This is a genomic window from Maribacter sp. 2-571 (assembly GCF_050589625.1).
Classification (GTDB): domain Bacteria; phylum Bacteroidota; class Bacteroidia; order Flavobacteriales; family Flavobacteriaceae; genus Pelagihabitans.
Genome location: NZ_JBNGOP010000035.1, coordinates 22,270 through 47,895 on the forward strand (window position 1 = coordinate 22,270; position 25,626 = coordinate 47,895).

Here is a 25,626-nt window from a genome sequence, read left to right on the forward strand (position 1 = left end):
TAGATACACCAAGAGCGTCCAATACCATTAAACTTCAAATAAGGCATCTCGTGATTTTTTCAAGAACGCTATTTCCATCAGCGGAGTATGGGAACGTTAAAAAGCTGCCAAAAAAGTTGGCCCGGTTAAACCATTTTCCCAAAACAGCGTCCTAAAGAGGTATAATCCAAAAAATCAAAACCCATGAAAAAACTATTGATGTTGTCCGTATTATTCGTAACCTTAGGTGCCATGGCACAAGAGCGTACACCACATGAAGGCAAAAGACATGCGAAAGACCTTAGCCCTGAGCAATTGGCCACATTACATACCAAAAAAATGACCCTACACCTCGACCTTACCGATGCGCAGCAAAAACACGTTCAAGCGTTGCATCTGGAAAAAGCAAAAAACCGAAAACAAAAAATGGAAGAACGGCAAAAGTCAGGTGATACGGAGGAACGGAACAATTTAAGTCCTGATGAGCGGTACGCTAGAAAAAGTCAACGGCTGGACGATCAAATTGCAGAAAAAGCAAAAATGAGGGCAATTCTTGACGACTCACAATACCAACGTTGGGAAAAAATGGTCTTATACAAGCACAAACGGCGAAAAGGGGAACATCACAAATCGCGATCAGATAGATAATACCATCTTAACTTTGAAATAGCACTAATAAATCGTTTCTTTTTCAGCTGTTCTTCGTTAAAAAGCCTGTCCCCGGCTTGAACGGGGATATAACCGTAGCTAAGGCTATGCTTTCATTTTTTGCCTCAAACAACTAAAAAATAATTCAATTTCTATACGCGCGATTTCAAAGTTAAAATGGTATAATACGTTCTACAAACACGCATAACGGTGTTGTTGAAACGATTGAAAATCAGCAATCTTCCTACGACTAACTTAAAAAAGCCATTTCGTATTCCGAAATGGCTTTTTATTTAAGCACGCTTCCCTTAGCTAGGCCCGTGTCATTTACCTTGCAATACATTACACCCAGGTAATCACCTAACCCAAAACCGATGCGCTTCAGTCGCTTTGCGATACATGCAAGGAATACCGGCGAAACAGCAGCGTACTTTTGCTGTCAACAGGCCCAAACACATCCTCGTCGATAGCGCGGCGCCGTTTCTTCCGCGCGTTTATCGGGCAAAAATATCCTTTGGTCCCATAGGGCCATCATCGTTTTTTAAGGTATCGGACATACGCACCACAAAAAAAAACAGGTTGACCACTGAAATTGAGCTGGGAAAAACAGAAACTGTTCACCTTTCTTTCCCCCACAAGTGCGGCCTGACAACTGCGGGCCCGAACGTGCCGTTAGGAACCTCATGGTGAAACAAAAATATCGAGGCAATTCAAGACCATAAGGACAGGACGCCACAGCAGTTTACCAAAAAAAGATCGGTTATGGACACCATAATCAAAAACGGTATGAACATAATGGAGGTACTCTCACTTATCGCTAAATTGCAAACGAAAACAACTTAAAAGTTCGAAGTAGTGATGAAAAATTGAATTTTCTCACATTACTAAAGTACTGCAAAAACATTGCAGGACTTTGAATCCTGAACTGAGACGAGTAAATGAATTAGTTACAAGTAACCAAAAGTTTCATGATATTTATTTCGAAATATTCCCCGTTTTTTTCAATACTTTCTATAACTTTTTTGGTATGTTATTTCTTTTGTTTTGAACCTCCCCAAACGGATGCTATGGGAAGAGGTATTGCCGATGGGCTTAACACCATTGGAGGTCTATTATTTTGTATTCCATACGCTATTATAGTGATATTCTCAATTTATAAATTCACCCAAAATGAATTTGAATTTGAAAATAAATGGTTGTGGACAGTTGTACATACCACTCCATTTTTGATTGGCGTTTGGTATATCATAGCCAATTTTATTCAAAACAATATTTAAGTATGAAACAAAAATCGTGTGATGTCAATATCCATTGTTTGAGGGCGTTGAGCAAACAAACAGCATTATAGCCGAGGCCTTATGGTCGAAGGCGTTCGCCAAGTGGTCGAAAGTGACGCTCTATACCTTGCAAAGAGAGCGGAGGAAAAGCAAAATGAGCTTTACCCATGCCAAGTTCAATCTACCCTGAAAATGTGTATTGAGAACTGTCTTTAGGCAGGTATTGGTTTTCGTCATTAGAAAAACATGTGAGAATATCTTTTTTTAAAACAATGAAAATCAATTTTTTAAAACAACATTTTAATATTCAATCCATCTATTTTCAATGGGTTTGGATTTTGTGATTTACTAAAACATATCTTATTTACAGTGCTTAATTTGTTAAACGAGCCATTTTTTACCTGAAATTCCCATGTTGTACGTTTCCGTAGCTCGTTAATCATTTTAACTGTTATAGTACACTTCCAATGAGAAAAAATAAAAACATACCATCAATCGGGAATGCAGTGACCTACCCTATCTATCCTGTCATACTCAAATTTGCAACACCTTATTCCCTAAACGTAATATTTACCAATTGCCCCGTTGTCCATTAACCCCTTCCATCGGGATCGTCACAGTTTTGTTCAAAACGCCGACCGCACCTCCCAAATCGGTAATTTGTATCCATAGGTCCTTAATATGTGTACCCCAAAAAAAGCTTTCAAAGCTAAATTTGTATGTTAAAAAAAAGAGGATACCATTTGTCTTGCATTATTGTTGTATCGGACACCCGACAGTAATCGGCGTAAATAGCACCGGTATACACTAGCACCCGGGCAAGGGCCATACCTCATATATAAATCATCGTTCATAGCACATACCATGAATAACTTACGATTCCCCCCTAAAACAGATAGCGCAGCTTTGCTATTGCGGCTTTTTCTTGGCGGTATGTTTTTGTTGCATGGGATCGGTAAAGTATTCATCGTCGGGTTGGATATGGTCGTCATTGGTTTTCTAGAACGGGGATTCCCCGCATGGACGGCGTATGCGGCCACATTGATCGAACTTGTCGGTGGAATACCGTTACTCTTGGGAATCTATACCAGAATCAGCTGTTTGCTCCTGTTACCCGTTGCCTTTGGTATTTTCTATTATCACCTACCCTATGGTTGGGTCTTTCACAACCTTGGGGGTGGTTATGAGTATCCACAACTTATCATAATTGCCATACTGGCGCTTTTTTGGATCGATGGCGGCAAATATGCTTTACAAACAAAAAATCAGTGAAATCATTTCAAATGAAAAAATTACTGCTTCCCACACTTTTAGCTATCCTAATGGGTATCGTACCCTGTATAAGTCAAAACACAAAAGGTTCAGATCCCTTGTCATCTAAATTCTATCTCGAACTGCGACCGATACAATTTCTTTTAAGTGGGTATTCCGTAGTTGGCCATTACGCCGTTAGCGAACGTTCGCAACTTGGTTTAAACGTATTCGTGGCGACCCTTTCGGAAGGAATTACCGATTTTGTTTGGGATACCCAAGGTGTTTTAGATCTTGAAGCGAAGCAAGATATCGTACTTTCCGTTTCCTATCGCTATTTTCTAAATAAGAACAAGCCCCAACACAACTGGTTCATGGGTTCCGCAATAGGGGCGGAATTTTACACCCTTACCAATTTGAACGACAGTCAACAAATTCCGTATACTTTCTTCTTTGTTGCCCCGCGGATCGGATATAAATGGCATCCCTTTACCGCCAAACTGCCCCAGCTTTATGTGGTAGGGGAAGCAGTGGTGGTTTTTCCTATTTTTGATGATGGAACCGTACCATTCAACTCGGGAGCCACGGCACAAATAGGCTCGGTACTTCCCTCCCCCTTGGTAGGTATCGGTATTCAATTTTAAGTAACTTGTTTCGATGGAAAATACCTTGCATATCGCTACGATTCAAAAGTTGCATGAACTGGCCGGAATTTCGGCACCCAAACATCAACTTTTTAGCGTTCATAGAATAGAAAACCTAAGAAACCTAGGGCCTAATTTTCCAAAACGGTTGTCTTATGGATTTTATAGCATCGGCTTGAAGAAAGACCTAAGGGGTTATTTGAAATACGGTAGGACGCATTACGACTTTCAACAAGGGGCATTGGGATTTACGGCCCCATTTCAGGTAATGGAGTTTAATTCAGATCTCATGAACAATGGAACCGGTTGGATCTTACTGATACATGAAAACCTGATTGCAAATTCCCTTTCGGAACATCAATTTGACACCTACGCCTTTTTCAATTACGACGTCAACGAAGGATTGCACTTGTCCGAAGATGAAGAAAACGCTCTTCAAAAGTTATTCGAAAATATTGAAACGGAATACCATTTGCCTATCGACCGACATAGTAAAAATGTGGTCCTATCCAACATATCCTTATTGCTCGCCTACTCCCAGCGCTATTACCATAGGCAGTTCATTATGCGGAATGAAGTAAAACCGGATGTTTTAACAACCTTTGAAAAGGAACTCAAACAATACTACATAAAATCCGAAACTGAAGTAACATTACCCACCGTAGATTACTTTGCAAACGCGCTACATCTCTCGGCAAACTATCTTAGCGACCTCTTAAAGGCAACTACGGGAAAAACAGCTTTGGAACATATTCATATGCACTTGGTTTCCACGGCAAAAAAACGGTTGCTCATTTCCAACAATTCCATTTCTGGGGTAGCATATAGTCTTGGATTTGAATACCCTCAGTATTTTAGTCGACTGTTCAAAAACAAAACTGGCGAAACGCCGAGTGCCTTTCGACGTGGCCGACTGTAAATATTGCCGTCTTTGGCAGCTCACAATAACAATGTCCGCTCGTTTATCGGGCAAAAATATCCTTTGGTCCCATAGGGCCATCATCGTTTTTTAAGGTATCGGACATGCGCACCACAAAAAAAAGTAGGTTGACCACTGAAAAGGGGCAGGTTCACAACAAAACGCCGCCATACCAAGGGACTGGGCCTTACATTTAATGTATCGAAATCATCTTGTAAGAAAGACGTTAAAACAGCAAACCATGTCGTATAAAGAAAAAAGTGTTCTCTATTTTTTAGCATTGATGACGGTAAGCATCTTTTATTATCAAGTTGAACAGAACGATGCCAAAGAAATGGCGGCCGAAAAAGAGACCGTTCCCGTAGCGCTCAGTACTTCCGACAACGAAACCAACACCGCATATTATCTACCATAGATAACCATACTTAACCTACTTTAAAAGCCCGACAGTATCGGGCTTTTTTTATTGCCAAGATGCCGTTTGCAAAGATAACGAGGGCTATTCATTGACAAATGCCAGTACCCAACGTCCATCCGCCAACCTATAAAATACCACGTTTTACCATTGTCCCAAATGGTACAAAGAAGCTTTCTATATGTTCTGTTCAGTTGTTGTAAAAACAATTAAAGTTGTATATACAACTTTAATTGTTATCTTTATGCTATGGAAATTTTAGACTTCAGCACATTTCGACCCCAACAATGCATTTCCAGCAAGGTTATGCGACTCAACCGGGTCATTGCCAATATTTTTAGAAAGCACTTGCAACCCTTTGGGGTGACCGATAGCCAACTTTCACTTTTGTTCATCCTTTCCAAAACCAAGGACCGTAATCAAAAACAGCTTTCCGAGATGGCGGTACTTGAAAAATCCTCGCTTCATAGAAACCTAAAAAGGCTTTTGGCAGCAGACCTTATCGTTAGTGATCATGCCCGAAAAATCAACATCACAGAAAAAGGGAAGTTGTTGGTCAGCGCTATTATCCCCGAATGGGAAAAAGCCATGAAAGAAGCAGCGCAGTTATTGCAACCGGATGGCTTGGACGCCTTAGGGGTACTTCTCGTTAAAATTTCATCAAAATGAATACTTTATGGACAGCTCCTAGGGCTTTGGATGATGCTTCCCTGCTTATTTTAGGCACTTTGGTTCTCTTTCAGTTGACCCACTACACGGTCGCGAGTTGGAAATTCTTTAAAAATTCAAAAGGACGTTTTTTAAAGACAGCGTCCGTGACACTCTTTTGGATCGTTTATGGCGTTGTGTTCGTTAGTTCGGTTACCGCCATACCGTCATATGTAAACGCCGTTCCATATGTATTGTGCGGCTTATATCTGCCTTCGGTGATTGCAATCGTGCTATTGTTGGTTTCCCAAAAATTCAGAACGTTCACTGAACGCATGTCCCTTCGATGGATGATACAGAGCGTTGCCGGACCGGCACGGATGATTGTCGGTATGCTATTTCTGGTTTGGTTCTTTGCGGAACGACTTCCCGGAGTAGTGGCTTGGATTGCCGGTCCGGGAGACTGGATTTCTGGTTTTATCGCTTTTTTTGCTGTGGGATATCTGACCATTTTCCAAAAAACGGCCGGTTTGTCCGATAAGCACTGGTCACTTACTTCGTTTAGGAAGGCTACCGCCGAAAAACCATTCTCGAGGAACAAAAAAATCCTTGTCCGAAACCTCCATATTGCCATCATATTGGTCGGTTTTGGAATTTTGGACTTTATACTTGCTCCGGCGTCAACTGCCGTAAGCATCGCCCTCGGAGAGATACCCGAAGCCATGGGAAAACTTCCCTTAACGTTGATTCCTCTCGTCCTGGTACCACAGGTACTGGTATTGGAGGTATTGGCCATGCACCAGTTGATAGGTTTAAAACGTATGCTCAGAAATGACGTATCCAAAAAAAACACCATATGATCGAACAGCTTCCCAACTGGATCAATTTCCTTTTTCTTGGAACCTTGATCGCTACCCTCGGCTTCTTTTACCTTGCCAATGGCAAACCCAAAAAACTCATGGGGTTTATTGTTATTTGGTGCTTTATACAAGGCTTTTTGGGGTATGCAGGGTTCTACCGTATCACCGACAGCGTTCCACCACGGTTTGCCCTTGTGCTACTTCCGATCCTGCTTTTTTGGGGTTATGGATTACGACCCACACCACTGAAGGCTATCATTACAGTACGAACTACCCACCTGAGCACTTTTCTGCATACGGTACGTATACCGGTCGAAATAGTGTTGTGGTACCTCTACCGCTACGGTACGGTTCCTGAATTAATGACGTTCGAAGGCCGAAACTTTGATATTCTGGTAGGGATTACGGCACCTTTGATCGGATCACTATTTTACCTTGGACGGATTTCCAAAAAAGCCCTTTTGGCATGGAACGTCATCGGCTTGTTCCTGGTTTCCTTTATCCTCATTAACGGAATACTCTCTGCGGAACTCCCTTTTCAACAATTTGCGTTCGACCGGCCCAATACCGGTATCACCTATTTTCCATTTGTATTGCTGCCGGCTACCATTGTGCCCTTGGTAATCTACACCCATATTACGGACATCATAAAGCTACATAAGGAAATTTTTTGAACGGATATGTTTGGAAACAAACATGAGCCTTTTGTGACTTGGTAAAGCGGTCTTTTAGTAAAACGGTCCCTACAATGCCAAACGCTTACAAGAAGGCAAATGGGCAATGAACAAGTTATACCGTTTTAAACAGCAATCGATTTTAAAGGGATAAAGCATCCAATGCCGCTATGGTCCGATCCAAATCGTCATACGACAGGGCGTCGTTTAAAAAGTAGCTCTCGAATGCGCTGGGCGGCAAGTAAATGCCCTGCTCCAACATGCCGTGAAAGTACCGTTTAAAGGTATCGTTGTTGCCCTTGGCCGAAGATGCAAAATCGACCACCGGTACATCCGTAAAGTGCACCGATAGCATACTCCCGAAGCGGTTGATTTGATAGGGTATTCCTTTTTTTGCCAGTACGCGATCAAGGCCGTTTTCCAAATGGGCCGTTTTCTTTTCCAATCGGTCAAAAATTTCGGGGCGTTCGTTCAGCTCCGTCAGCATGGCCAGGCCAGCGCTCATGGCCAAAGGATTACCACTAAGGGTACCGGCCTGGTACACCGGGCCTTCCGGGGCTAAATGTGCCATAATTTCGGCATTTGCCGCAAATGCACCAACGGGCAGGCCGCCACCGATCACCTTACCAAAGGTTACCATATCCGCCTTTACTCCCAAGGCTTCCTGTGCCCCGCCCCTTGCCAAACGAAAACCGGTCATTACCTCATCAAAAATAAGGAGTATGTTCTCCTCGGTACAAAGTTGTCGCAAGCCTTCGATAAACAATTTTTCCGGAACAATACAGCCCATGTTGCCCGCTACGGGCTCAATAATGATCGCCGCAATTTCCCCTTTGTTCGCCGCCGTCAGCTTTTTAACGCCTTCCAAATCGTTGTAATCGGCCAACAGGGTGTCCTTGGCCGTTCCTTGGGTCACTCCCGGACTGTTAGGACTACCGAAGGTGACGGCCCCACTGCCCGCCTGTATCAAAAAAGAATCGGAATGTCCGTGATAGCAGCCGGCGAATTTTATGATCTTATCCTTTCCGGAATACCCACGGGCCAAACGTACGGCACTCATACAGGCTTCGGTACCACTATTTACAAAACGTATTCGGTCGATATTGGGAACCATGCCCACGGCCAAGCGCGCCAGTTCGGTCTCTATTTCGGTCGGCATCCCAAAAGACGTTCCCTTTTTTGCCTTTTCCACAACAGCGTTCACTACAGGGCCATAGGCGTGGCCCAGAATCATTGGGCCCCATGAGGCGATATAATCGATAAGTTGTCTGCCGTCCTCGTCATACAGATAGGCGCCTTTTGCCGATTTCACAAAAATAGGATCACCCCCTACCGCCCCAAAGGCCCTTACCGGGGAATTTACCCCTCCGGGGATATACTTTTTTGCTTCGGCGAACAGGGCACTGCTACGTTGGTATATCATTGGTTCTTTGTTGTATTTGGGTCTGTACTTTTGTATTTAGATTTGAATTTGGAAGGATTCCCTTTATTCCCGGTTACCGATCATTTATTGGTCCGGGCCGCGGCAACCAGCAGCTCTTGCCCTACGGAAATCGTACTTCCGGAGATACCGTTCAATCGTCGCAAATCCTCAATAGCGACCTTATACTTTCGGGAAATGGAGTACAGGGTTTCCCCAGCGCTTACGGTATGCGTTAAGGGTTCGGCGGTGACCACCTGGCCATATCCCTCCCGAACGACACCACGATCGTACCGATAGAGTTTGTGCTGTTCGATCAAAGAAATCAATTTTTGGGGATACCGCTTATCGGTGGCATAACCGGCCTGCTTCAATCCTTTCGCCCAACGTTTGTAATCATCATTGTCCAGTTCGAACAAAAAGGCGTAACGCGACCGCCCTGAAAGAAATATGCTATGGTCCCTAAAGGAGTACATGGGATGATTGTATTTGCGAAAACACTCGCCGGCCTCATCGTCGTCATGATAGGCGCGATCGCCCTCCCATCCTTTATGGCATTTTATACCAAAATGGTTATTGGTCTTCATGGCCAGGGCCCCTTTTCCAAAACCGCTCTCCAAAAGCCCTTGCGCCAATGTGATGCTCGCAGGAATGCCATAGGCCTTCATTTCCATTTGAGCCACTTCCGAAAAGGTGTCGATATATTCCGCTACGGAATTGATCGGGAAGGCTACGAATTTCCCCGTATCCTCCGGCAAGCTGTAATACCCATTATCGTCGTATACCGGCTTCTTTACAGGTTTGCTTGTTACTTGTTCCTTTGGGGTGTTGTTGCCATAGGTGGTCCGTTTTTTCATCTTACAGCCGACCAGCGTTACTCCCAAAGCAATACAGAACAATACCTTTTGTATCATATGTCTATTTGTGGTAATCCTTTCTTTTTCAATAGCGCGTTCATTCCCGCTATTCCCTGTAGCCCTCCGGTATGGATGGCCAATATCTTGGTATTTTCCGGAAAAAAATCATCTTCGATCAGGCGCATGATCCCGTAAAACATTTTTCCGGTATACACGGGATCTAGCGGAATATCCGTCTTTCTTTTAAAATCGTTGATGAAATGGATCAACGATTCGTCGACCTTTGCATAGCCGCCAAAATGGAAGTCGGTTTGCAACTCCCAGTCCCCGTTATCGGCAAATTTACGAATATCTTCCCTTAAAAAATCACCTTTTAATGCAGGAAAACCGATCAACCGTTGTGTAGTTTTGGCCGAATTGACGATACCTGCAAAGGTAGTTCCCGTTCCGGTACAGCAACAAATAACATCAAAAACCGCATCGGAATCGGTCAGTATTTCTTCACATCCCTTTACCGCCAAAGTGTTGGAGCCTCCCTCGGGAATATGATAAAATGGCCCAAAGCGATTTTCAAGTTCCGCTAAAAATTGGGGCCCTGTTTTGGTCTTGTAGGCTTGCCTGGTAACGAAATGAAGCTGCATTCCCTGACGCACGGCGAATTGTAAGGTAGGATTATCATGCCAACGGCCCTGCAGTTCCTCTCCCCGGACCACCCCTATGCTATAGAGTCCATTTTCCTTTGCCGCCGCAGCGGTAGCCGCAATATGGTTCGAATAGGCACCACCAAAGGTCAACAACGTTTGCACCCCCGTTTTCTGCGCTTCCTCTAGATTGTATTTGAGTTTTCGAAATTTATTTCCAGATACAAAAGGGTGTATCAAATCGTCCCGCTTTACGTGTAGCGTTACTTTTTTTCGTTCTAATAACGGGAAATGAATTTGCTGGTTCCGGGTCTTCAACTAAAAGTAGCTTGCCCTAAAGATATTTAATAAAACTGAACCAACGCCGTTGTTGCGGATAGGAAAGGTCGTGCTCGTTGTAATACGCCTCGCGTTCAAAGCTAATGTTCTGATAGCCCTTATAAAAGTCGAGATAAAACAAGGAACGTAACAGCCATTCGGTTAAGTACAAGACATAAAAAGGCACCACCAACAACTCCAGTTGTTGCTTCAAATGTATTTTTTCGTGATTGATCAGTACCGTATCGGACTTTAGGGCGTCTTCTTTCAAAATGATAAAAGGCCATACCGAAAGCCCTACGTAGTTACTATAAAAAAGATGTTTGAATATTAGAATCATAGAACATCATTTAAACGGACCTTTTCAAAGATAATTGTAAAGAAGGTCCTATGATTACCAAGCGTTTTTAGTTTCCAACAATTGTCATTTTACGACGAACACCCCATAAATCCCTATAATAGGTACGTTTTAAGCGCCCCTTTGGTCGTTATCAACACAAATCGTCTATTTTTGACCATACAAAGTTCAAGAATTGGGCCAAGTTGAACCCTAACGAAAACGGCCTTTGGTATTATGAAGAAGATCATACCCATAGAAGATGGCGATTTTTATTGGGCCGAGAACGGCTATCGGGTGTTTACCGCGCAATATCATCTTAAAAGGGGATATTGCTGCGAAAGCGGCTGTAGGCACTGCCCCTATGGCTACGACCCCAAAACGAACAAGCTTAGCAAGAACTAGTTTTCCGGCATGATTTTTGAGATTTAATCAACGATGAAAAATAGTACGTAACGTTATAAAAAAAATTGATATGAAGGCACTTAAGACATTTGTATTGCCGATGGTCGTGATGTTGTTCCTCAGTTCCTGTTCTTCGGTACGGGTATTGGCCGATTATGACCGGGAAGCTAATTTTACTTCTTATAAGACCTATGCGTTTTATAAAACGGGCATCGATAAGGCCCAAATATCCGATCTGGACAAAAAACGGATCTTAAAAGCGATCGAAACGGAGATGGCGAACCGCGGCTTCACAAAATCCGAACAACCGGACATGTTGGTCAGTATTTTCACCAAGGAACGGGAGCAAGTAAACGTCTACAACAACAACTTCGGCTGGGGAGGCTGGGGCGGTTGGGGTTGGGGCGCTGGCTGGGGCTGGGGTCCTGGTTGGGGCTGGGGTCCCGGTTGGGGAGGCAGCCAGGTAAGCACAAATACCCAAGGCTCGCTATACATTGATCTGGTCGACACCAAAACAAAATCGTTGGTATGGCAAGGTCGTGGCGTGGGAACGCTCAACAACATTAGAAAAATCGAGAAAAAGGAACAGCGCATACGTGAGTTCGTTTCCGAAATCATGAAAGCATATCCGCCGGATGCCCTAGCGGTAAATTAGAAATCAACATCCCCTCTTCTTGGAGGGGATTTTTTTTGGGGCATAAACGCAAAAGGGTAATTTTTAATGGGTAAATTTAAGTAGGAAATGGTATTAAACCAAAGGAAACGAGGTACTGTACTTTGCCTCGTTTAAAACGAAGGCACTCTTTACCGTACCAATGTGTGGCAAGGACGCTATTTTATCTTTGGAAAATGTAAAGTAGGCATCCAGATCGGTCACAATGATCTTTAATAAAAAATCGAACTCCCCTCCTACCACAAAACACTCTACCACTTCTGGATAGCGTTGCACACTTTCTGCGAACGCATCCATCATTTTACCTTTCTGTGCCTCTAAGGAAACAAAACTAAAAACAGTGATGGCATTTGCGATTTTTGGCCGGTCCAACAAGGCTACATATCCTTTGATATAGCCTTCCTTTTCCAGCCTTCGAATACGCTCATATACCGGTGTTTTGGTAATGCCGAGCTGTTCGGAAATCACTTTAATGTTCACCTTGGCATCGGCCTCCAGTAATTTTAGGATGCTACGATCGATGTCATCCAATTTTTGCGCAGTCATTTTTCCTGATTTTACTTTCTTCCTTCCATAAATTTACACTTTTTCCTTTTAAATGTATTATTATTAGGAAAAATTAGGTCCTTAATGACATTTATCGATTTTTTGTTCCATAATTAATACCTTTAGTAGGGAAAACAACGTTTTATGTTGGCATGACCAACCCTTATTCCTAGAATGGAACAGGGAAGACAATTTTGCTTAATTTATGGAAACCACTTACGAAAGCAATCCCATTCTGGACAAACTGCCCAAACACTTGCGACAGTATATTAAGCCACAGGCATATGAGGCGTACTCCGCTATCGACCAGGCGGTATGGCGTTATGTTATGCGTAAAAACGTAGACTATTTGAGTACGGTGGCCCATAGCTCCTACCTGAACGGACTTCAAAAAACCGGTATTTCCATAGACCATATTCCAAACATGTACGGTATGAACCGGATTTTGGAGGAAATCGGTTGGGCCGCGGTAGCGGTAGACGGTTTTATTCCCCCTGCGGCCTTTATGGAGTTTCAGGCCTATAACGTGCTGGTCATTGCCAGTGACATCCGACAGCTCGAAAACATCGAATACACCCCCGCCCCGGATATCATACACGAAGGAGCGGGCCATGCCCCCATTATAGCAAACCCCGAATATGCCGAGTATTTAAGGCGTTTTGGTGAAATCGGTTGCAAGGCCATTTCAAGCGCCAAAGACTTTGAACTGTATGAAGCGGTACGTCATTTGTCCATTATAAAAGAGGCAAAAGGCACACCGGCCAGGGAAATCCAAAAAGCCGAGCGACATATTGAAACCTTACAGCAAAACATGGGGGAGCCCAGCGAAATGGCCCTGATACGAAACCTACACTGGTGGACGGTGGAATACGGACTTATCGGCACGGTAAGCGACCCCAAAATCTATGGCGCGGGCTTACTGTCCTCTATCGGGGAAAGTGCCCTCTGTATGACCGACAAGGTGGAAAAACGGCCCTACTCCATTGCGGCCGCGGCCACCCCTTTCGATATTACGCGAACCCAGCCCCAACTCTTTGTTACTCCCGACTTCGCTTATCTAAGCCAAGTATTGGAGGAGTTCGCAAATACCATGGCCTTGCGCAAAGGCGGACTTAGCGGTGTACAAAAACTTATCGATTCTAAGGAACTGGGCACCATCGAATTGAGCACGGGCCTGCAGATTTCTGGGAACTTTAGTCGTGTCATTTCTTTTGAGGACGATCCGGTATTCGTGCAGACGAAAGGCCCAACGGCACTTTCCTATCGCGAAAAGGAATTGGTAGGGCATGGCACCTTACAACATTTCGATGGCTTTGGAACACCGCTCGGCAGACTCAAAGGCATCAACCTTCCCATCGAGGCCATGGGACCACGAGATTTGAAGGCCTATGCCATTTTTGAAGGCCAGACCATTACCCTGGAATTCGAGGGGCATATTAAAATAACGGGGGAGATCCTAACCGGAACCCGAAACCTACAAGGGGAAATCATTCTGATCACTTTTAAAGATTGCAAGGTAACCCACAAAAACAACGTATTGTTCGCGTCACATGACCGGCTTTACAATATGGCCGTCGGGGTCAGCATCGTGTCGGCATTCAACGGCCCGGCAGACGTTGGTAGTTTTGACCTGGTGTCGCACGACATCCATTCGACCACGATCAAACCGACCGCTTCCGCCGAACAAAGGCAATTGGAGGGATACTACCGTCAAATTCGGGAATTTAGGGAAGGGACCAATACCACTATTTCGCGGCACAAGGTATTTGAGGCGATAAAAACATCACATCCCAACGATTGGTTGTTGCCGGTGGAGCTCTTTGAACTCGCGATAAAAAATGGCGACTCCGGTTTTGCCAAGGAAATCGCCGACCACCTCAACACGGTAGTGTCAAATGATCAAAAGGTGGCCCATTTGGTCGATGATGGCATTTCATTGGCCAAGGCATTGCACCTAAACGAATAATTAGCGCTTTTTTTAAATGAAATAAGATAAAACAATATATTCGCACAAAAGAAAGCAAAACCAAAACCTGCAGACCAAACCATTTTAAATGGTAGGTCTCCGGTAGATCCAGAAGTGTTGTCACGGTGCAGTTTCTACACCTTTTGTGATTCCGGGGGCCCCTTTAAAAAAGCAGCGTTTTTAGCCCACTTGATGATGTTCCACACACATCTTTCCGAATACCCAAAATATGTGTTTTGTTATAGCTGTAGCACAGATAAGAGGCTCGGGTAATATCCGCTTGTTTTCCGGTAAACACCCACTGTTAGTACACCCATGTATCATTCCAAACATAGCTTCATATATTGGCCATGGGGCAACGCTCGGCGGTAATCAGTAGAGCGCCCGTAATGCCCGTTTATCGAACCGACTCAATTTACCTGTGGTCCTATTCGGATCCAAACAGCTAAGCATTATCGATTTAGAGTCCGTTTCTACGGGAGTTTCTTCAATCGCGACCCCGTTCAACGGGTTTGAATCGGCAATGTTCACGTCCCTCCCCTCACAACTTTCCAAAGTATAGTAATCGGTATGCTGCAATCCTATGGTATGCCCAAGTTCGTGGGTCAAAACCGCCTCCAGTCGCCCAAAGGACAGCCCGTTCAAATTAAAAATCTTAACAAACTCTCCCGGCTTCCCGTTCCTTTTCGGAAATCTCGCATTGGCACCAATTACATCTTCTGGTTTTAACGGATCGTTAAACACCCAAATATCCGCCTCCTGAAAGTCTTCTACCTCATTGGAAAATTTAACCGTAAACGAAATATCCAACCTGTTTAACCCATTGTATCTGTTTACCGCACTTCTTAAAGCCCTACGTTCCCTTTTGGACAAACCGAGCTGCCCGTCAGCGGTAACCAGGTTCTTAAATGCAAAGACTTTCAGATTCTTTTTGCCATTTGCTCCCAAGGCCACTAAAAACCTGCTTCGGTAATGTCGCCCTAAAACGGATTGCTTTTTATCTTTTAGCGCCAAGTGCGCTTTATGCATATCCTGGATTTCTGTCTTCAACAAGAAAATATCTTTCTCTACCACGTAGCCCTTCTGATTCCCTCCATAAATGGAGGGAACTTTTTCAATGCCGACATGCGTTGTATTCAAGGAAAGGTCATCCAACATATCCAATACTTCTTGTTCCACCGAAATAGGTGGTATTTCATCTTTACCGTTTGTTTCTTTCATGGGTTCCTGTTCCATATTTTGGGAACAGGATACTACCAACAGTAGCATCAATATACGGTTCAGGCAATATTTTACTGTGCTCATAACTCCTTCATTTTATGGTTAAATCGATAGTATTGGATAGGCATACTATTTTGAATAAGACACTACTTACCCAAATTACAGTCGTGCTTTTAAACTGCTATAAAACAAATTAAACTGAACTACCGGGTTTTGGCATCCCGGTACATTTTCGTGGAGTCAACGCTTTCTGTATTCCGTATTTCAACTTTACAATCTGTTCGGGTACTCTCAAACGTTTTGAATATGTAAAGAGGCACATCCAAGAGAGTGAAATGGGCCATGGCCATCAACGTAATCCGGAAAGCGTAGGAAATATAAAAAACGAGAAGAACTTCACCAACCAGACCAGACCAGGCCAGACCAAAAACCACTGTTTTCAAAAAGAAATTGACCAAGGCCAATGTACGCCGTCGGCCATAAAACGTAAAAAGTAGCCGTTACATAAATGCCATTATTTCCCTATATTACCTAACGGACAACTCGCCTGTAGGCGACCGGTAATAAAACCTCGGGAGAATGGATCGGCACACTCCTTTTTTAATAGATGGTATTGGAGCATTACTCTCCGCGGTACTAGTGGGAACAATTTTAATTCCTTTTCAACCCTTATTCGGTATGCCGAGGCCCGCTTTAGTTGTTTTGGGGTCGATCGCAATAGTATTTGCGTTCTATTCTTTTTCCTGTTTTGCGCTAAAGCCATTCTTATGGCATAGGTATCTAAGAGGTATTGCACTGGCCAACCTCCTTTATTGCGTCCTTACCACGGGACTGGTTTTACGGTATTACACCAAAATGACCTTTTTGGGCCTTGGTTACTTTTTTTTAGAGATCGTTTTGATTTTGGTTCTGGTCCGTTATGAACTCCATAAAGCAAAATCAGGATGAACCATACCCTAAACCCGGATTATGCATTAGAACTTCGTAATGAAGCTTTTAGCTGCGATAAAATATGACATTTTATGAATGTAAGCATAGCACCGCTACGGTTACATTTAAAAATGTAGCGCAGCACCATAGTTTGAAGTAGCTGGAAGCTGTAATAGATTTTCTAATGCATAAAGCGGGTTAAATACCTCATGTAAACCGGCTACGATCTATGGTGATGTCGGGGAGCCGTGTTATACCAACAGCAAATCAAAATACGCCTTATATCATTTTTTTTGAAATTACCGACACCTCAAGGGTTTTGCATAGCCATAACTTCGCCAACATTTACAAGAAAAGTACATGAAAAATGAACACATTGGAACGGTTCATTTTTATTTGTAACTGGTATTAGTCCAAAATAGGGGAGAAACCATCTGCCACAATCTCGTCTTCGTAAACCAGCGTCCACCCCATGGCATCGGTTAATACGTAAAATTTATGCAATTCACTGATCAATCGATTTTGGGCATTCTTTTTCAGGTTAGAGGCATTGACTTTTTTCAGCAGGGAAGCATTGACATTTTTTTTGATCTTATTGTAATCCGCAGCGGTAAACTGGTTTAAATAATCGGCCGAAACATCGTAATATTCAAAATCGGGATGCACTTTTATTTCAGGTTCGGGAATACGGGTAATGTGCAAGGTTTTGGTAGTTTCATCCAGTTCAAAATCAATTTTTCCCAGGTCATAGGCCACGGTAACCTCCGCATTTACCACCACAAGCGCTTTTTTATCGGCGGTGATCAAAGGGCCGAACAATTCTTGGGAATCCTTATAGTTATACACTTCCGCAAAATGACCTTCGGTCACTACCAACTTGGAAACGTTTTCGATCTGCTGTTGTATCAACATGGAATTTTCCTCTAAAATGGACTTCTCCTTTTTGTCCTCGGCGCATGAGCGAAATACCAACACCCCGGCAAGGGCGATTACGATACCTACGATTATTTTTTTCATTTGCTCATTTTTTTGATTCCGGACATTTGAAGGCAAGTACTACGCCTGGAGCGGAAACGCCATCCAAGGATGCTTCTCTTTAAGATACGTAATTTTTGTGCTAAGCGATCTTAAAAACTGTTGATGTTCCTCGGAATTGGGATGAAACGGTCGATGCTCCAAACCTTTCTGTACCGTTTCTACCGCATCCATGGTGGCCCGGGCTTCGTAGGTAATGTACGCCCCCTTAAATTTTTCCCAAATGTAATCCACGGCCACCGGGGAGGGGTGCACCATATCGGGACCATAAAAACGATAATCGCGCAGTTCGTCCATTTGGATCTCATAGGAAGGAAAATAACTACTGTTATCGCCAAACGTTGCCTTTCCGAGCACCTCATGAACGGCCGAAAGCAAATGGGCCTTGCTCCGTTGGTTCTCAACAAAACCGTCCTTCAAATGCCGTACCGGAGAAACGGTAAACACCACCTTTAGGCCTTGCTTTAAGGAGCGAACGGTGCTTATGATATTTTCTAAACTTGCGGTAATTTCCGAAATGGAAAGTAGTTCCTTGGCAAACTCCTTTTGCGGCACCTTGTGGCAATTGGCCACCGTTGTATCGGTTTTTAAGTGACGGTACGTCCAAGCGGTGCCCAAGGTAATGAACACATGTGTGGCGTTCCCTAAAAAGGCCCTAGTGGTTTTCAGCTGTCCGTTCAACTTTTGAAGGACCTGTTTTTCATTCGAATCGTTATGCTCGGAATGGGCATCAAAACAATGCCACTGCCCCTTGTCAAAAAACAGCGCTTCAGGGCCGTACATTTCCGCTCGCACCGCTCTTTCCAAAAAATTTTCGATCGCCCTGGGATGAAACAGGATGCCGAAGGGGTTCTGCAAGGTACGGAACCGATAGCGCTCCAACTTACCGCCCATATGATCGGAAAAGCAGGAACCCAATAATACGATTCGACTTTGATAATCGATCGCTCCCTTTGCTTGCGGTATCGGTACTTGGGTCTGTAAACGCATGGACTGTTTTAGGGGTTTCTATTCCAAAGGAATCGTTCGGGCCGTGTTTTTGGCAAATATTTCGTTCAGATCCAGTTGCGTGGTCTTTTCATTATCCAATTGATACACCAAAATCATTTTCATTTCGCTGATATTGATGAAGCTGCTGTACAGGGTGCCCCCTCTGCGACCTGTTTCGGTTTTCATCGGCACCTGTACGCCCCTCGCCCCGGCATTCCCCAACATCTTTAGGTCTACGGGAGTTTTCAGGGACTGTAAACGCTGCAGTTCCTTATCGATCGCTAAATACCTGGGACAGCTGATACCGTCCACTGCGGTATCGGAGAGGTTGAAATTGGTCATCAACAGACGATTTTCCTTAATCCGGACTATGTTTCGTTTTCCGTTTACCCACTCTACTACAACGGCGTTTCCCAAGCGGTCGCCGAACATCATATGCGCATTGTCGAGCGCGATCTTTTTACGTTCCAAATACGCTAAAGCTTCCGCTACCGTTCCACAGGAAGCCAAAATACGATCGCCCAAGTTTCCTTTAGGGCCTTTGTATCCTTTGGGGCGTTCTTGACCAGGGGTGACCGCCCCATCAAAAAAAAGTCCTTTTTCATTGATTCCCCCTTGTGCAAAATCGTCCCAACCGTACCACAGTCGAGCAAATTTCTTTCCTTTTGCCGGCTGTACCTGTATGTAGGCATCCGTATCGTAAAAATAATCTTCGTTGTTGACCGCATAAATGTTTCCCGTAGCTTCATCAATATAATAGAACACGGAACAGGCGAAGGCGGTACCACCACAAAAAAGCAATGGCAAAAACAATAGGATAAATGTTCGCAAAAGCGCCATAAAAGGTGTTTTGTTAGGGTTGCACGTAGGTTTTGGCACGTTCGAGCGCCGCTGCGATACCTCCGGGATCTTTCCCGCCCGCTGTGGCAAAAAATGGCTGCCCGCCACCGCCACCTTGTATGAGTTTTCCAAGCTCGCGTACAATGGTGCCCGCGTTCAACCCTTTGCTGGCTACCAGCTGTTTGGAGATGTAACAGGAAAGCAACGCCTTACCTCCTTGTTCGGTGCCGAACAAAAGGAACATATTGTCCTGATCTTGCCCCATGGCAAAGGCGAGATCTTTTATCCCTCCTGCATCCAAATCTACTTTTTTTGCCAAAAAACGGACACCGTCGACCACCTCCAACTCATCCAATAACGTTCCTTTAAGGTTTTTGGCCTTGTCCTTTAACAATGCTTCCAGCTCTTTTTTAAGACGGGCATTTTCGTCTTGTAGGGAAGTAACCGCCTTTAAGGGGTCCTGTGGATTGTTCAAAAGGTCCTTGATCTCAAAGAGGGCCTGATTGGCCTCGGCATAGAACGTTTTGACCGCATCGGAGGTAATGGCCTCTATTCTTCGGATACCGGCAGCGACCGCGCCCTCCGATCTGATCTTAAAATGCCAAACATCCGCGGTATTTTGTACGTGGGTACCGCCACAGAGCTCGATGGACTGGCCAAAGCGAACGGTCCGTACCGAATCGCCATACTTTTCCCCGAACAGGGACATAGCCCCTTCTTTTATGGCAGTTTCCTTTGGAACATTTCTGTTTTCCTCTAAAGGAAGTTGCCCTTCGATACGGGCATTGACAAAATTTTCAACGGCCTTGAGTTCCGCTGCCGTAAGCTTGGAAAAATGCGAAAAATCGAACCGTAGGTATTTGGAGTGTACCGCCGAACCTTTTTGTTCTACATGGGTACCCAACACTTCCCGTAAGGCCTGGTGTAACAGGTGTGTTGCGGTATGGTTCGCAGCGGTCCGTTGCCGTTGTTTTCCATCGACCACTACCTTAAAACGTTCCTCCAAATGTTCGGGCAAACGCTTTGCAAAATGTACAATTTCATCATTCTCCCTTTTGGTATCCACAATATACACCACGTCGCCATTGGACATCTCCAGGTATCCCTTATCGCCGACTTGTCCCCCACCTTCGGGATAGAAAGGCGTTAGGTTGAATACCAATTGAAACTGCTCCCCTTCTTTTTTGGAAACTACTTTTCGGTACTTTACCAGTTTCACGTTCGCCTCCAACACATCATAGCCCACAAATTCCTGCTCGGCGTCATCGGTCAGCTGCACCCAATCTTCCTTGGAAACTTCGGAAGCGGAACGGGAACGGTTTTTTTGTTCTTGTAATGCCGACTGAAATCCTTTTTCATCCAACGTAAAACCTTTCTCCTCCAAAATGAGCGCAGTGAGATCGATAGGAAAACCATAGGTATCGTACAACTCAAAAGCCTTACGCCCATCAATTTCTTTGCCCTTATTGGCCGTTATTATGGTATCGAGCAGCACCAAGCCTTGCTCCAAGGTATTCAAAAAGGAATGCTCTTCTTCCTTGATCACATTTTCAATAAGCTGTTGCTGTTCCCTGAGTTCCGGAAAGGCATCGCCCATAGTATCGCCCAACACTTTTACCAATCGGAACATAAACGGTTTCTTGGTATCCAAAAAGGTGAAACCGTACCGAATGGCCCGTCTTAAAATTCGTCGGATTACATATCCCGCCCCAGTATTGCTTGGCAACTGTCCGTCCGCAATAGAAAACGATACCGCCCTAATATGGTCGGCAATGACGCGAATGGCAATATCGGTTTCTTCCTTTTTTCCATATGCCGCATTCGAAATCACTTCTATTTCCCGGATCAACGGGGTAAAAATGTCGGTATCATAATTGGATTTTACGCCCTGCAATACCATGCATAAACGTTCGAATCCCATACCGGTGTCTACATGTTTTGCAGGTAAAGGCTCCAATTGTCCGTTCGCCTTTCGATTGTACTGCATGAAAACGAGATTCCAGATCTCCACTACCAAGGGATGGTCCTGGTTCACCAGACTTGCACCGGACACCTTTGCCTTTTCGGCGGCCGATCGGATATCGACATGTATTTCGGAACAGGGGCCACAGGGACCTTGATCGCCCATTTCCCAAAAATTGTCCTTTTTATTTCCCATGATGATCCGATCTTCGGGCACTATCTGCTTCCATAGATCGAAAGCCTCGGCATCCATATCGAGGGCATCGGCATCGTTGCTTCCCTCAAAAACGGAGACATACAGACTTTCCTTATCGATCTTAAGCTCCTCGGTAAGCAATTCCCAGGCCCATTGGATGGCCTCTTTTTTAAAATAATCGCCAAAACTCCAGTTGCCCAACATTTCGAACATGGTGTGATGGTAGGTGTCCTTACCAACTTCTTCAAGATCGTTGTGTTTGCCGCTTACCCGAAGACACTTTTGGGTGTCGGACACCCTGGCTGCTTTTGCAACACTGTTTCCCAGAAAAAACGCTTTAAATTGGTTCATACCCGCGTTCGTAAAAAGCAATGTGGGATCGTCCTTGATGACCATAGGGGCAGACGGCACTATCTTGTGGTCTTTTTCCTTAAAAAAGTTTAAAAATTTGGCCCGTATCTCGCTGGAAGTCATGAATATTATAAGGTTTTATAAAAATTAACAGTTTATACAAAACAATTTTTATATTTGTTTGTTTTGATAAAACAGGACAAAAATAGGATAAAATACATTCATGTCTAAGGTAAAGTACTATTACGACCCCGATACGCTCTCCTACCGAAAGATCGAGCCAAAGAAGTCGCGCCGGTACCGGAATATTGCCTTTTTTGTCCTCGGGGCGTTTCTTTTTGGGCTGTTGGGCCTCATCTTTTTGTTGAACACCAACATGATCAATACCCCGGCAGAACTGTCGCTGCGCAGAGAGGTCAAAAACTACGAACTGCAATTTGAGTTGCTCAATAAAAAAATGGAGCAGATCGAAGAGGTTCTGGGTAATATTGAGGAACGCGACAACAATATTTACCGTTTGTATTTTGAGGCCAACCCCATACCGGAGGAACAGCGGAGGGCAGGTTTTGGTGGTATCAATCGGTACAAATCCCTTGAGGGTTTCAACAATTCGGAAATGGTGATCGCCACCACCCGAAGGTTGGATATTATTAAAAAGCAAATGGCGATACAGTCCAAATCCCTGGACGAGATCACCAAACTGGCCGCCGAAAAGGAAAAACTACTCTTGGCCATACCGGCCATACAGCCTATAAGTAACGAAGATCTTACTCGAATCGCATCAGGTTATGGTTGGCGATCGGATCCTTTTACCAAAGCACGAAAAATGCATTGGGGCATGGACTTTACCGCTGCCAAGGGCACGCCCATATATGCTTCCGGTGATGGAAAAATCACTCGGGCCGACAACAACTCGTCGGGCTACGGCAAACACATCCGTATCGACCATGGGTATGGCTACATGAGCCTATATGCACACATGAGCGCCTATAACGTGAAGAAGGGTCAACGCGTAAAACGTGGCGACCTTATTGGTTTTGTGGGCAGTACGGGACGATCTGAAGCGCCCCACCTGCATTATGAGGTTTGGAAGGAAGATGACCGCATCAACCCCATTAACTTCTACTACGGCAGTTTAAGCGCTAAGGAGTTTGAAGACATGCTGAAATATGCGAACCAAGAGAACCAATCGTTAGACTGATGCAAGTAGACCTTCCCGAAAAACTGTATTATGGCATCGGCGAAGTCGCAAAGGCATTTGATGTCAACACCTCATTGATCCGTTTTTGGGAAAAGGAGTTCGATGTTATAAAGCCCAAAAAAAATGCCAAAGGGAACCGCAAATTTACCCCTCAGGACATCAAAAACCTTCAGTTGATCTATCATTTGGTGAAAGAACGCGGTTTTACGCTAGAAGGTGCCAAGACGCATTTAAAGGAAGGCAAGCAAAAGACGCTTGACAATTTTGAAATTATTCAAAAACTGGAGCGGGTGAAAGCTGCCCTGGTAAAAATAAAAGAACAACTATAACCCTCTAAACTACCTGAAAATGAAAAAAGGACTCATCGTACTGATCGTACTGGGCGTATTGGCGTTTGTGCTATACGACTGGGCCGTTGGCTTTAACAACACCGCGGTAACCTTAGAGGCCGATGCCAAAACGGCATGGTCGAACGTAGAAAGTGCCTACCAACGCAGAAACGATTTGATCGGAAATTTGGTAAAAACCGTACAGGGCGCCGCCGATTTTGAAAAAGGCACCCTTAAAGAAGTCATTGAAGCAAGGGCAAAGGCTACGGCCACCAACATCGATGCCAACAACCTTACCCCGGAGACCATGGCACAGTTCCAAAAAGCACAAAGCGGACTCACCGGCGCCCTTAGCAAGTTGATGGTGGTGGTAGAACGGTATCCCGACCTAAAGGCCAACCAAAACTTTCTGGAGCTGCAAAGCCAATTGGAAGGTACTGAAAACCGGATCAACGTAGAGCGGAACCGTTTTAACCAAAAAGTGAACGAATACGACATACACACTACAAAATTCCCAGGGAAGTTACTGGCCGGTTTGTTCGGCTTTAAAGAAATGGCGCGTTACAAAGCGGATGCCGGTTCTGAAGACGCTCCCGATGTAGAATTTGACTTCAATTAGAAAACATGTCCAGAGTCGAGGATTTTTTGACACCGGAAGAGGAGCTCGACGTGGTACAGGCCATTATAAAGGCCGAAAAAAAGACCTCGGGAGAAATACGTGTCCATATTGAGGCCCATACCCGCCTCGACCATTTTGAGCGGGCCAAGGAAGTATTTCACCTCCTTAAAATGGACAATACCAAGGACGAGAACGGCGTGTTGATCTACGTAGCGGTGAACGACCGCAAGTTCGCCATTTATGGCGATCGGGGTATTGACAACGTGGTGCCGGAAGGCTTCTGGGACTCTACCCGCGATGCCATTGCCCAACAATTTAAGAACAATCATTTTAAACAAGGGCTTATCGATGGCGTACTAAAGGCCGGAAAAGTATTGGAAGCACATTTTCCGTGGTTCCATGGTAATGAAAACGAACTTAGCGATGAAATCTCCAAAGGCTAGCATACTACTGCTTTTTTTATGCAGCCTGAGCTTAGGGTTCGCCCAATATACCATACCGGAAAAACCCGCCCTTTCCGAACAGACGAGCCTTTACGACTATGTGGGGCTTTTGAACAAAGGGCAACAAACTTCCCTGGAACAAAAGTTGATCCGTTATTCGGACAGTACCTCTACACAGATCGTAGTGGCGATCATCGAATCGACCAAAGGAGAGGATATCGATTTTCTTGGAGCGCAGTGGGGCCAAAAATGGGGCATCGGACAAAAGGGGAAGGACAATGGCGTTTTGGTACTACTGGCCAAAGGAGATCGCCGTATCGCCATTAGTACCGGTTATGGGGTAGAAAGCCGTTTGACCGACGCCCTCTCGCGACGGATCGTACAGAACATCATCATTCCACAATTCAAGCAAAACGATTACTACCGAGGGCTTGATATGGGTACGGATGCCATTTTTGCCGCATTGACCGGTGCTTTTAAGGAGGAACGCACTTTTAACAACGACTCCGGTTTTCCGTTCGAATCGTTTCTTCCCATTATCATCTTTTTGATCATCCTATTCATACTTACCCGTCGGAACCGTGGCAATCGCGGTGGCCGTGGTGGAGGCAGAAAATCGGGACTCGACCTTTGGGATATAATTATTTTGAGCAATATGGGCCGAAGTGGTGGCTCAGGTGGCGGTTTTGGCAGTGGCGGAGGCTTTGGCGGCGGAAGCGGTGGCGGATTTGGCGGCGGCTTCGGTGGCGGTGGCTTTGGCGGTGGCGGTGCCTCGGGAGGGTGGTAAGTTACAAGTTCAAACGCAAGTGTCAAGTTCAAACACAAACACAAATTCAAATTCAAATTCAAAATTAATCGCCAAATTCAAGCTCAAAAATCAAATCCAAATACAGAGCGAAGCCGCGTGTGTAATGTCCTCAACTAAAAATGCAACACGACTACTCCAGGTCAATTACTTTTTACTAGGGCGTGTTAACACAAAATAGGTATCTTTGTTAAATGGAATTGACGGATACCCAATTTGAAACGAT

At 44.6% G+C, this 25,626-nt stretch carries 28 protein-coding genes; 18 read left to right on the forward strand and 10 right to left on the reverse strand.

Going from position 1 to position 25,626, the window contains the following annotated elements; translation table 11 throughout:
- Positions 1–183 precede the first annotated feature (183 nt).
- The 9 genes from ACRD7P_RS18925 to ACRD7P_RS18965 all read left to right on the forward strand — a co-directional run bounded on the left by ACRD7P_RS18925 (position 184) and on the right by ACRD7P_RS18965 (position 7,315).
- Positions 184–627 carry a hypothetical protein gene (locus ACRD7P_RS18925; protein WP_430909296.1) on the forward strand — a complete coding sequence of 148 codons (444 nt, stop codon included), beginning with the start codon at positions 184–186 and terminating at the stop codon, positions 625–627.
- A gap of 1,067 nt (positions 628–1,694) precedes the next feature.
- Entirely contained in the window at positions 1,695–1,904 is a 210-nt protein-coding gene (locus tag ACRD7P_RS18930; protein ID WP_430909297.1) for a hypothetical protein, read from the forward strand.
- 864 nt (positions 1,905–2,768) lie between these two features.
- The gene (locus ACRD7P_RS18935) at positions 2,769–3,176 is read left to right on the forward strand and encodes a DoxX family protein (RefSeq protein WP_430909298.1); all 408 of its coding nucleotides are present in this window, start codon (positions 2,769–2,771) and stop codon (positions 3,174–3,176) included.
- A gap of 11 nt (positions 3,177–3,187) precedes the next feature.
- Complete coding sequence (locus tag ACRD7P_RS18940; RefSeq protein WP_430909299.1) at positions 3,188–3,799, forward strand: hypothetical protein; 612 nt, start codon at positions 3,188–3,190, stop codon at positions 3,797–3,799.
- A 13-nt stretch (positions 3,800–3,812) separates the two neighbouring features.
- Positions 3,813–4,718: a helix-turn-helix domain-containing protein gene (locus ACRD7P_RS18945; RefSeq protein ID WP_430909301.1), complete on the forward strand. Its 906-nt coding sequence runs from the start codon at positions 3,813–3,815 to the stop codon at positions 4,716–4,718.
- Between the two features lie 241 nt (positions 4,719–4,959).
- Positions 4,960–5,133, forward strand: coding sequence for a hypothetical protein (locus tag ACRD7P_RS18950; RefSeq protein ID WP_430909302.1), 174 nt, complete (start codon positions 4,960–4,962; stop codon positions 5,131–5,133).
- A gap of 249 nt (positions 5,134–5,382) precedes the next feature.
- Complete coding sequence (locus ACRD7P_RS18955) at positions 5,383–5,802, forward strand: MarR family winged helix-turn-helix transcriptional regulator (protein ID WP_430909303.1); 420 nt, start codon at positions 5,383–5,385, stop codon at positions 5,800–5,802.
- Positions 5,799–6,641 carry a hypothetical protein gene (locus ACRD7P_RS18960; protein ID WP_430909304.1) on the forward strand — a complete coding sequence of 281 codons (843 nt, stop codon included), beginning with the start codon at positions 5,799–5,801 and terminating at the stop codon, positions 6,639–6,641. Before ACRD7P_RS18955 ends, ACRD7P_RS18960 begins: the two co-directional genes overlap by 4 nt.
- Complete coding sequence (locus tag ACRD7P_RS18965; RefSeq protein WP_430909305.1) at positions 6,638–7,315, forward strand: hypothetical protein; 678 nt, start codon at positions 6,638–6,640, stop codon at positions 7,313–7,315. The genes ACRD7P_RS18960 and ACRD7P_RS18965 overlap by 4 nt, the downstream gene beginning before the upstream one ends.
- 142 nt (positions 7,316–7,457) lie before the next feature.
- Here ACRD7P_RS18965 and hemL read toward each other — a convergent pair whose 3' ends face one another.
- From hemL to ACRD7P_RS18985, 4 genes are all read right to left on the reverse strand, one after another.
- Positions 7,458–8,738 carry a glutamate-1-semialdehyde 2,1-aminomutase gene (gene hemL, locus ACRD7P_RS18970; protein WP_430909307.1) on the reverse strand — a complete coding sequence of 427 codons (1,281 nt, stop codon included), beginning with the start codon at positions 8,736–8,738 and terminating at the stop codon, positions 7,458–7,460.
- Positions 8,739–8,818: 80 nt separating this feature from the next.
- The gene (locus ACRD7P_RS18975) at positions 8,819–9,649 is read right to left on the reverse strand and encodes a glucosaminidase domain-containing protein (protein ID WP_430909309.1); all 831 of its coding nucleotides are present in this window, start codon (positions 9,647–9,649) and stop codon (positions 8,819–8,821) included.
- Positions 9,646–10,551 carry a 1-aminocyclopropane-1-carboxylate deaminase/D-cysteine desulfhydrase gene (locus ACRD7P_RS18980; protein ID WP_430909310.1) on the reverse strand — a complete coding sequence of 302 codons (906 nt, stop codon included), beginning with the start codon at positions 10,549–10,551 and terminating at the stop codon, positions 9,646–9,648. The genes ACRD7P_RS18975 and ACRD7P_RS18980 overlap by 4 nt, the downstream gene beginning before the upstream one ends.
- A gap of 16 nt (positions 10,552–10,567) precedes the next feature.
- The gene (locus ACRD7P_RS18985) at positions 10,568–10,891 is read right to left on the reverse strand and encodes a hypothetical protein (RefSeq protein WP_430909311.1); all 324 of its coding nucleotides are present in this window, start codon (positions 10,889–10,891) and stop codon (positions 10,568–10,570) included.
- A 234-nt stretch (positions 10,892–11,125) separates the two neighbouring features.
- Here ACRD7P_RS18985 and ACRD7P_RS18990 point away from each other — a divergent pair, with 234 nt between their 5' ends.
- On the forward strand, positions 11,126–11,293 hold the full coding sequence (locus tag ACRD7P_RS18990; RefSeq protein ID WP_430909312.1) for a DUF5522 domain-containing protein: 168 nt from the start codon (positions 11,126–11,128) through the stop codon (positions 11,291–11,293).
- A 70-nt stretch (positions 11,294–11,363) separates the two neighbouring features.
- A complete protein-coding gene (locus tag ACRD7P_RS18995; RefSeq protein WP_430909313.1) occupies positions 11,364–11,948 on the forward strand; it encodes a DUF4136 domain-containing protein in 585 nt (194 codons plus the stop codon).
- 93 nt (positions 11,949–12,041) lie between these two features.
- Here ACRD7P_RS18995 and ACRD7P_RS19000 read toward each other — a convergent pair whose 3' ends face one another.
- Positions 12,042–12,512 carry an Lrp/AsnC family transcriptional regulator gene (locus ACRD7P_RS19000; RefSeq protein ID WP_430909315.1) on the reverse strand — a complete coding sequence of 157 codons (471 nt, stop codon included), beginning with the start codon at positions 12,510–12,512 and terminating at the stop codon, positions 12,042–12,044.
- Between the two features lie 205 nt (positions 12,513–12,717).
- Between ACRD7P_RS19000 and ACRD7P_RS19005 the strand changes: the two genes are divergently transcribed.
- Complete coding sequence (locus ACRD7P_RS19005; RefSeq protein WP_430909316.1) at positions 12,718–14,478, forward strand: aromatic amino acid hydroxylase; 1,761 nt, start codon at positions 12,718–12,720, stop codon at positions 14,476–14,478.
- Between the two features lie 372 nt (positions 14,479–14,850).
- Here ACRD7P_RS19005 and ACRD7P_RS19010 read toward each other — a convergent pair whose 3' ends face one another.
- A complete protein-coding gene (locus ACRD7P_RS19010) occupies positions 14,851–15,783 on the reverse strand; it encodes a M57 family metalloprotease (RefSeq protein WP_430909317.1) in 933 nt (310 codons plus the stop codon).
- 495 nt (positions 15,784–16,278) lie between these two features.
- Between ACRD7P_RS19010 and ACRD7P_RS19015 the strand changes: the two genes are divergently transcribed.
- A complete protein-coding gene (locus ACRD7P_RS19015; RefSeq protein ID WP_430909318.1) occupies positions 16,279–16,647 on the forward strand; it encodes a hypothetical protein in 369 nt (122 codons plus the stop codon).
- Between the two features lie 390 nt (positions 16,648–17,037).
- Here the strand turns inward: ACRD7P_RS19015 and ACRD7P_RS19020 are convergent, their stop codons facing one another.
- From ACRD7P_RS19020 to alaS, 4 genes are read right to left on the reverse strand one after another with little or no spacing between them, the layout of a single operon-like run.
- On the reverse strand, positions 17,038–17,646 hold the full coding sequence (locus tag ACRD7P_RS19020; RefSeq protein ID WP_430909319.1) for a DUF4230 domain-containing protein: 609 nt from the start codon (positions 17,644–17,646) through the stop codon (positions 17,038–17,040).
- Positions 17,647–17,685: 39 nt separating this feature from the next.
- The gene (locus ACRD7P_RS19025; protein WP_430909320.1) at positions 17,686–18,654 is read right to left on the reverse strand and encodes a GSCFA domain-containing protein; all 969 of its coding nucleotides are present in this window, start codon (positions 18,652–18,654) and stop codon (positions 17,686–17,688) included.
- Between the two features lie 18 nt (positions 18,655–18,672).
- Positions 18,673–19,494, reverse strand: coding sequence for a carcinine hydrolase/isopenicillin-N N-acyltransferase family protein (locus tag ACRD7P_RS19030; protein ID WP_430909321.1), 822 nt, complete (start codon positions 19,492–19,494; stop codon positions 18,673–18,675).
- A gap of 13 nt (positions 19,495–19,507) precedes the next feature.
- Complete coding sequence (alaS, locus tag ACRD7P_RS19035) at positions 19,508–22,126, reverse strand: alanine--tRNA ligase (RefSeq protein ID WP_430909322.1); 2,619 nt, start codon at positions 22,124–22,126, stop codon at positions 19,508–19,510.
- Positions 22,127–22,226: 100 nt separating this feature from the next.
- Here alaS and ACRD7P_RS19040 point away from each other — a divergent pair, with 100 nt between their 5' ends.
- Genes ACRD7P_RS19040 through ACRD7P_RS19060 form a run of 5 tightly spaced genes read left to right on the forward strand, consistent with a single transcriptional unit; the run spans position 22,227 to position 25,382 of the window.
- The gene (locus tag ACRD7P_RS19040; protein ID WP_430909323.1) at positions 22,227–23,204 is read left to right on the forward strand and encodes a M23 family metallopeptidase; all 978 of its coding nucleotides are present in this window, start codon (positions 22,227–22,229) and stop codon (positions 23,202–23,204) included.
- The gene (locus ACRD7P_RS19045) at positions 23,204–23,533 is read left to right on the forward strand and encodes a MerR family transcriptional regulator (RefSeq protein ID WP_430909324.1); all 330 of its coding nucleotides are present in this window, start codon (positions 23,204–23,206) and stop codon (positions 23,531–23,533) included. The genes ACRD7P_RS19040 and ACRD7P_RS19045 overlap by 1 nt, the downstream gene beginning before the upstream one ends.
- Before the next feature lie 19 nt (positions 23,534–23,552).
- The gene (locus ACRD7P_RS19050) at positions 23,553–24,152 is read left to right on the forward strand and encodes a LemA family protein (protein ID WP_430909325.1); all 600 of its coding nucleotides are present in this window, start codon (positions 23,553–23,555) and stop codon (positions 24,150–24,152) included.
- A gap of 5 nt (positions 24,153–24,157) precedes the next feature.
- Positions 24,158–24,595 carry a TPM domain-containing protein gene (locus tag ACRD7P_RS19055; protein ID WP_430909326.1) on the forward strand — a complete coding sequence of 146 codons (438 nt, stop codon included), beginning with the start codon at positions 24,158–24,160 and terminating at the stop codon, positions 24,593–24,595.
- A complete protein-coding gene (locus ACRD7P_RS19060; RefSeq protein ID WP_430909327.1) occupies positions 24,576–25,382 on the forward strand; it encodes a TPM domain-containing protein in 807 nt (268 codons plus the stop codon). The genes ACRD7P_RS19055 and ACRD7P_RS19060 overlap by 20 nt, the downstream gene beginning before the upstream one ends.
- Positions 25,383–25,626: the final 244 nt, after the last annotated feature.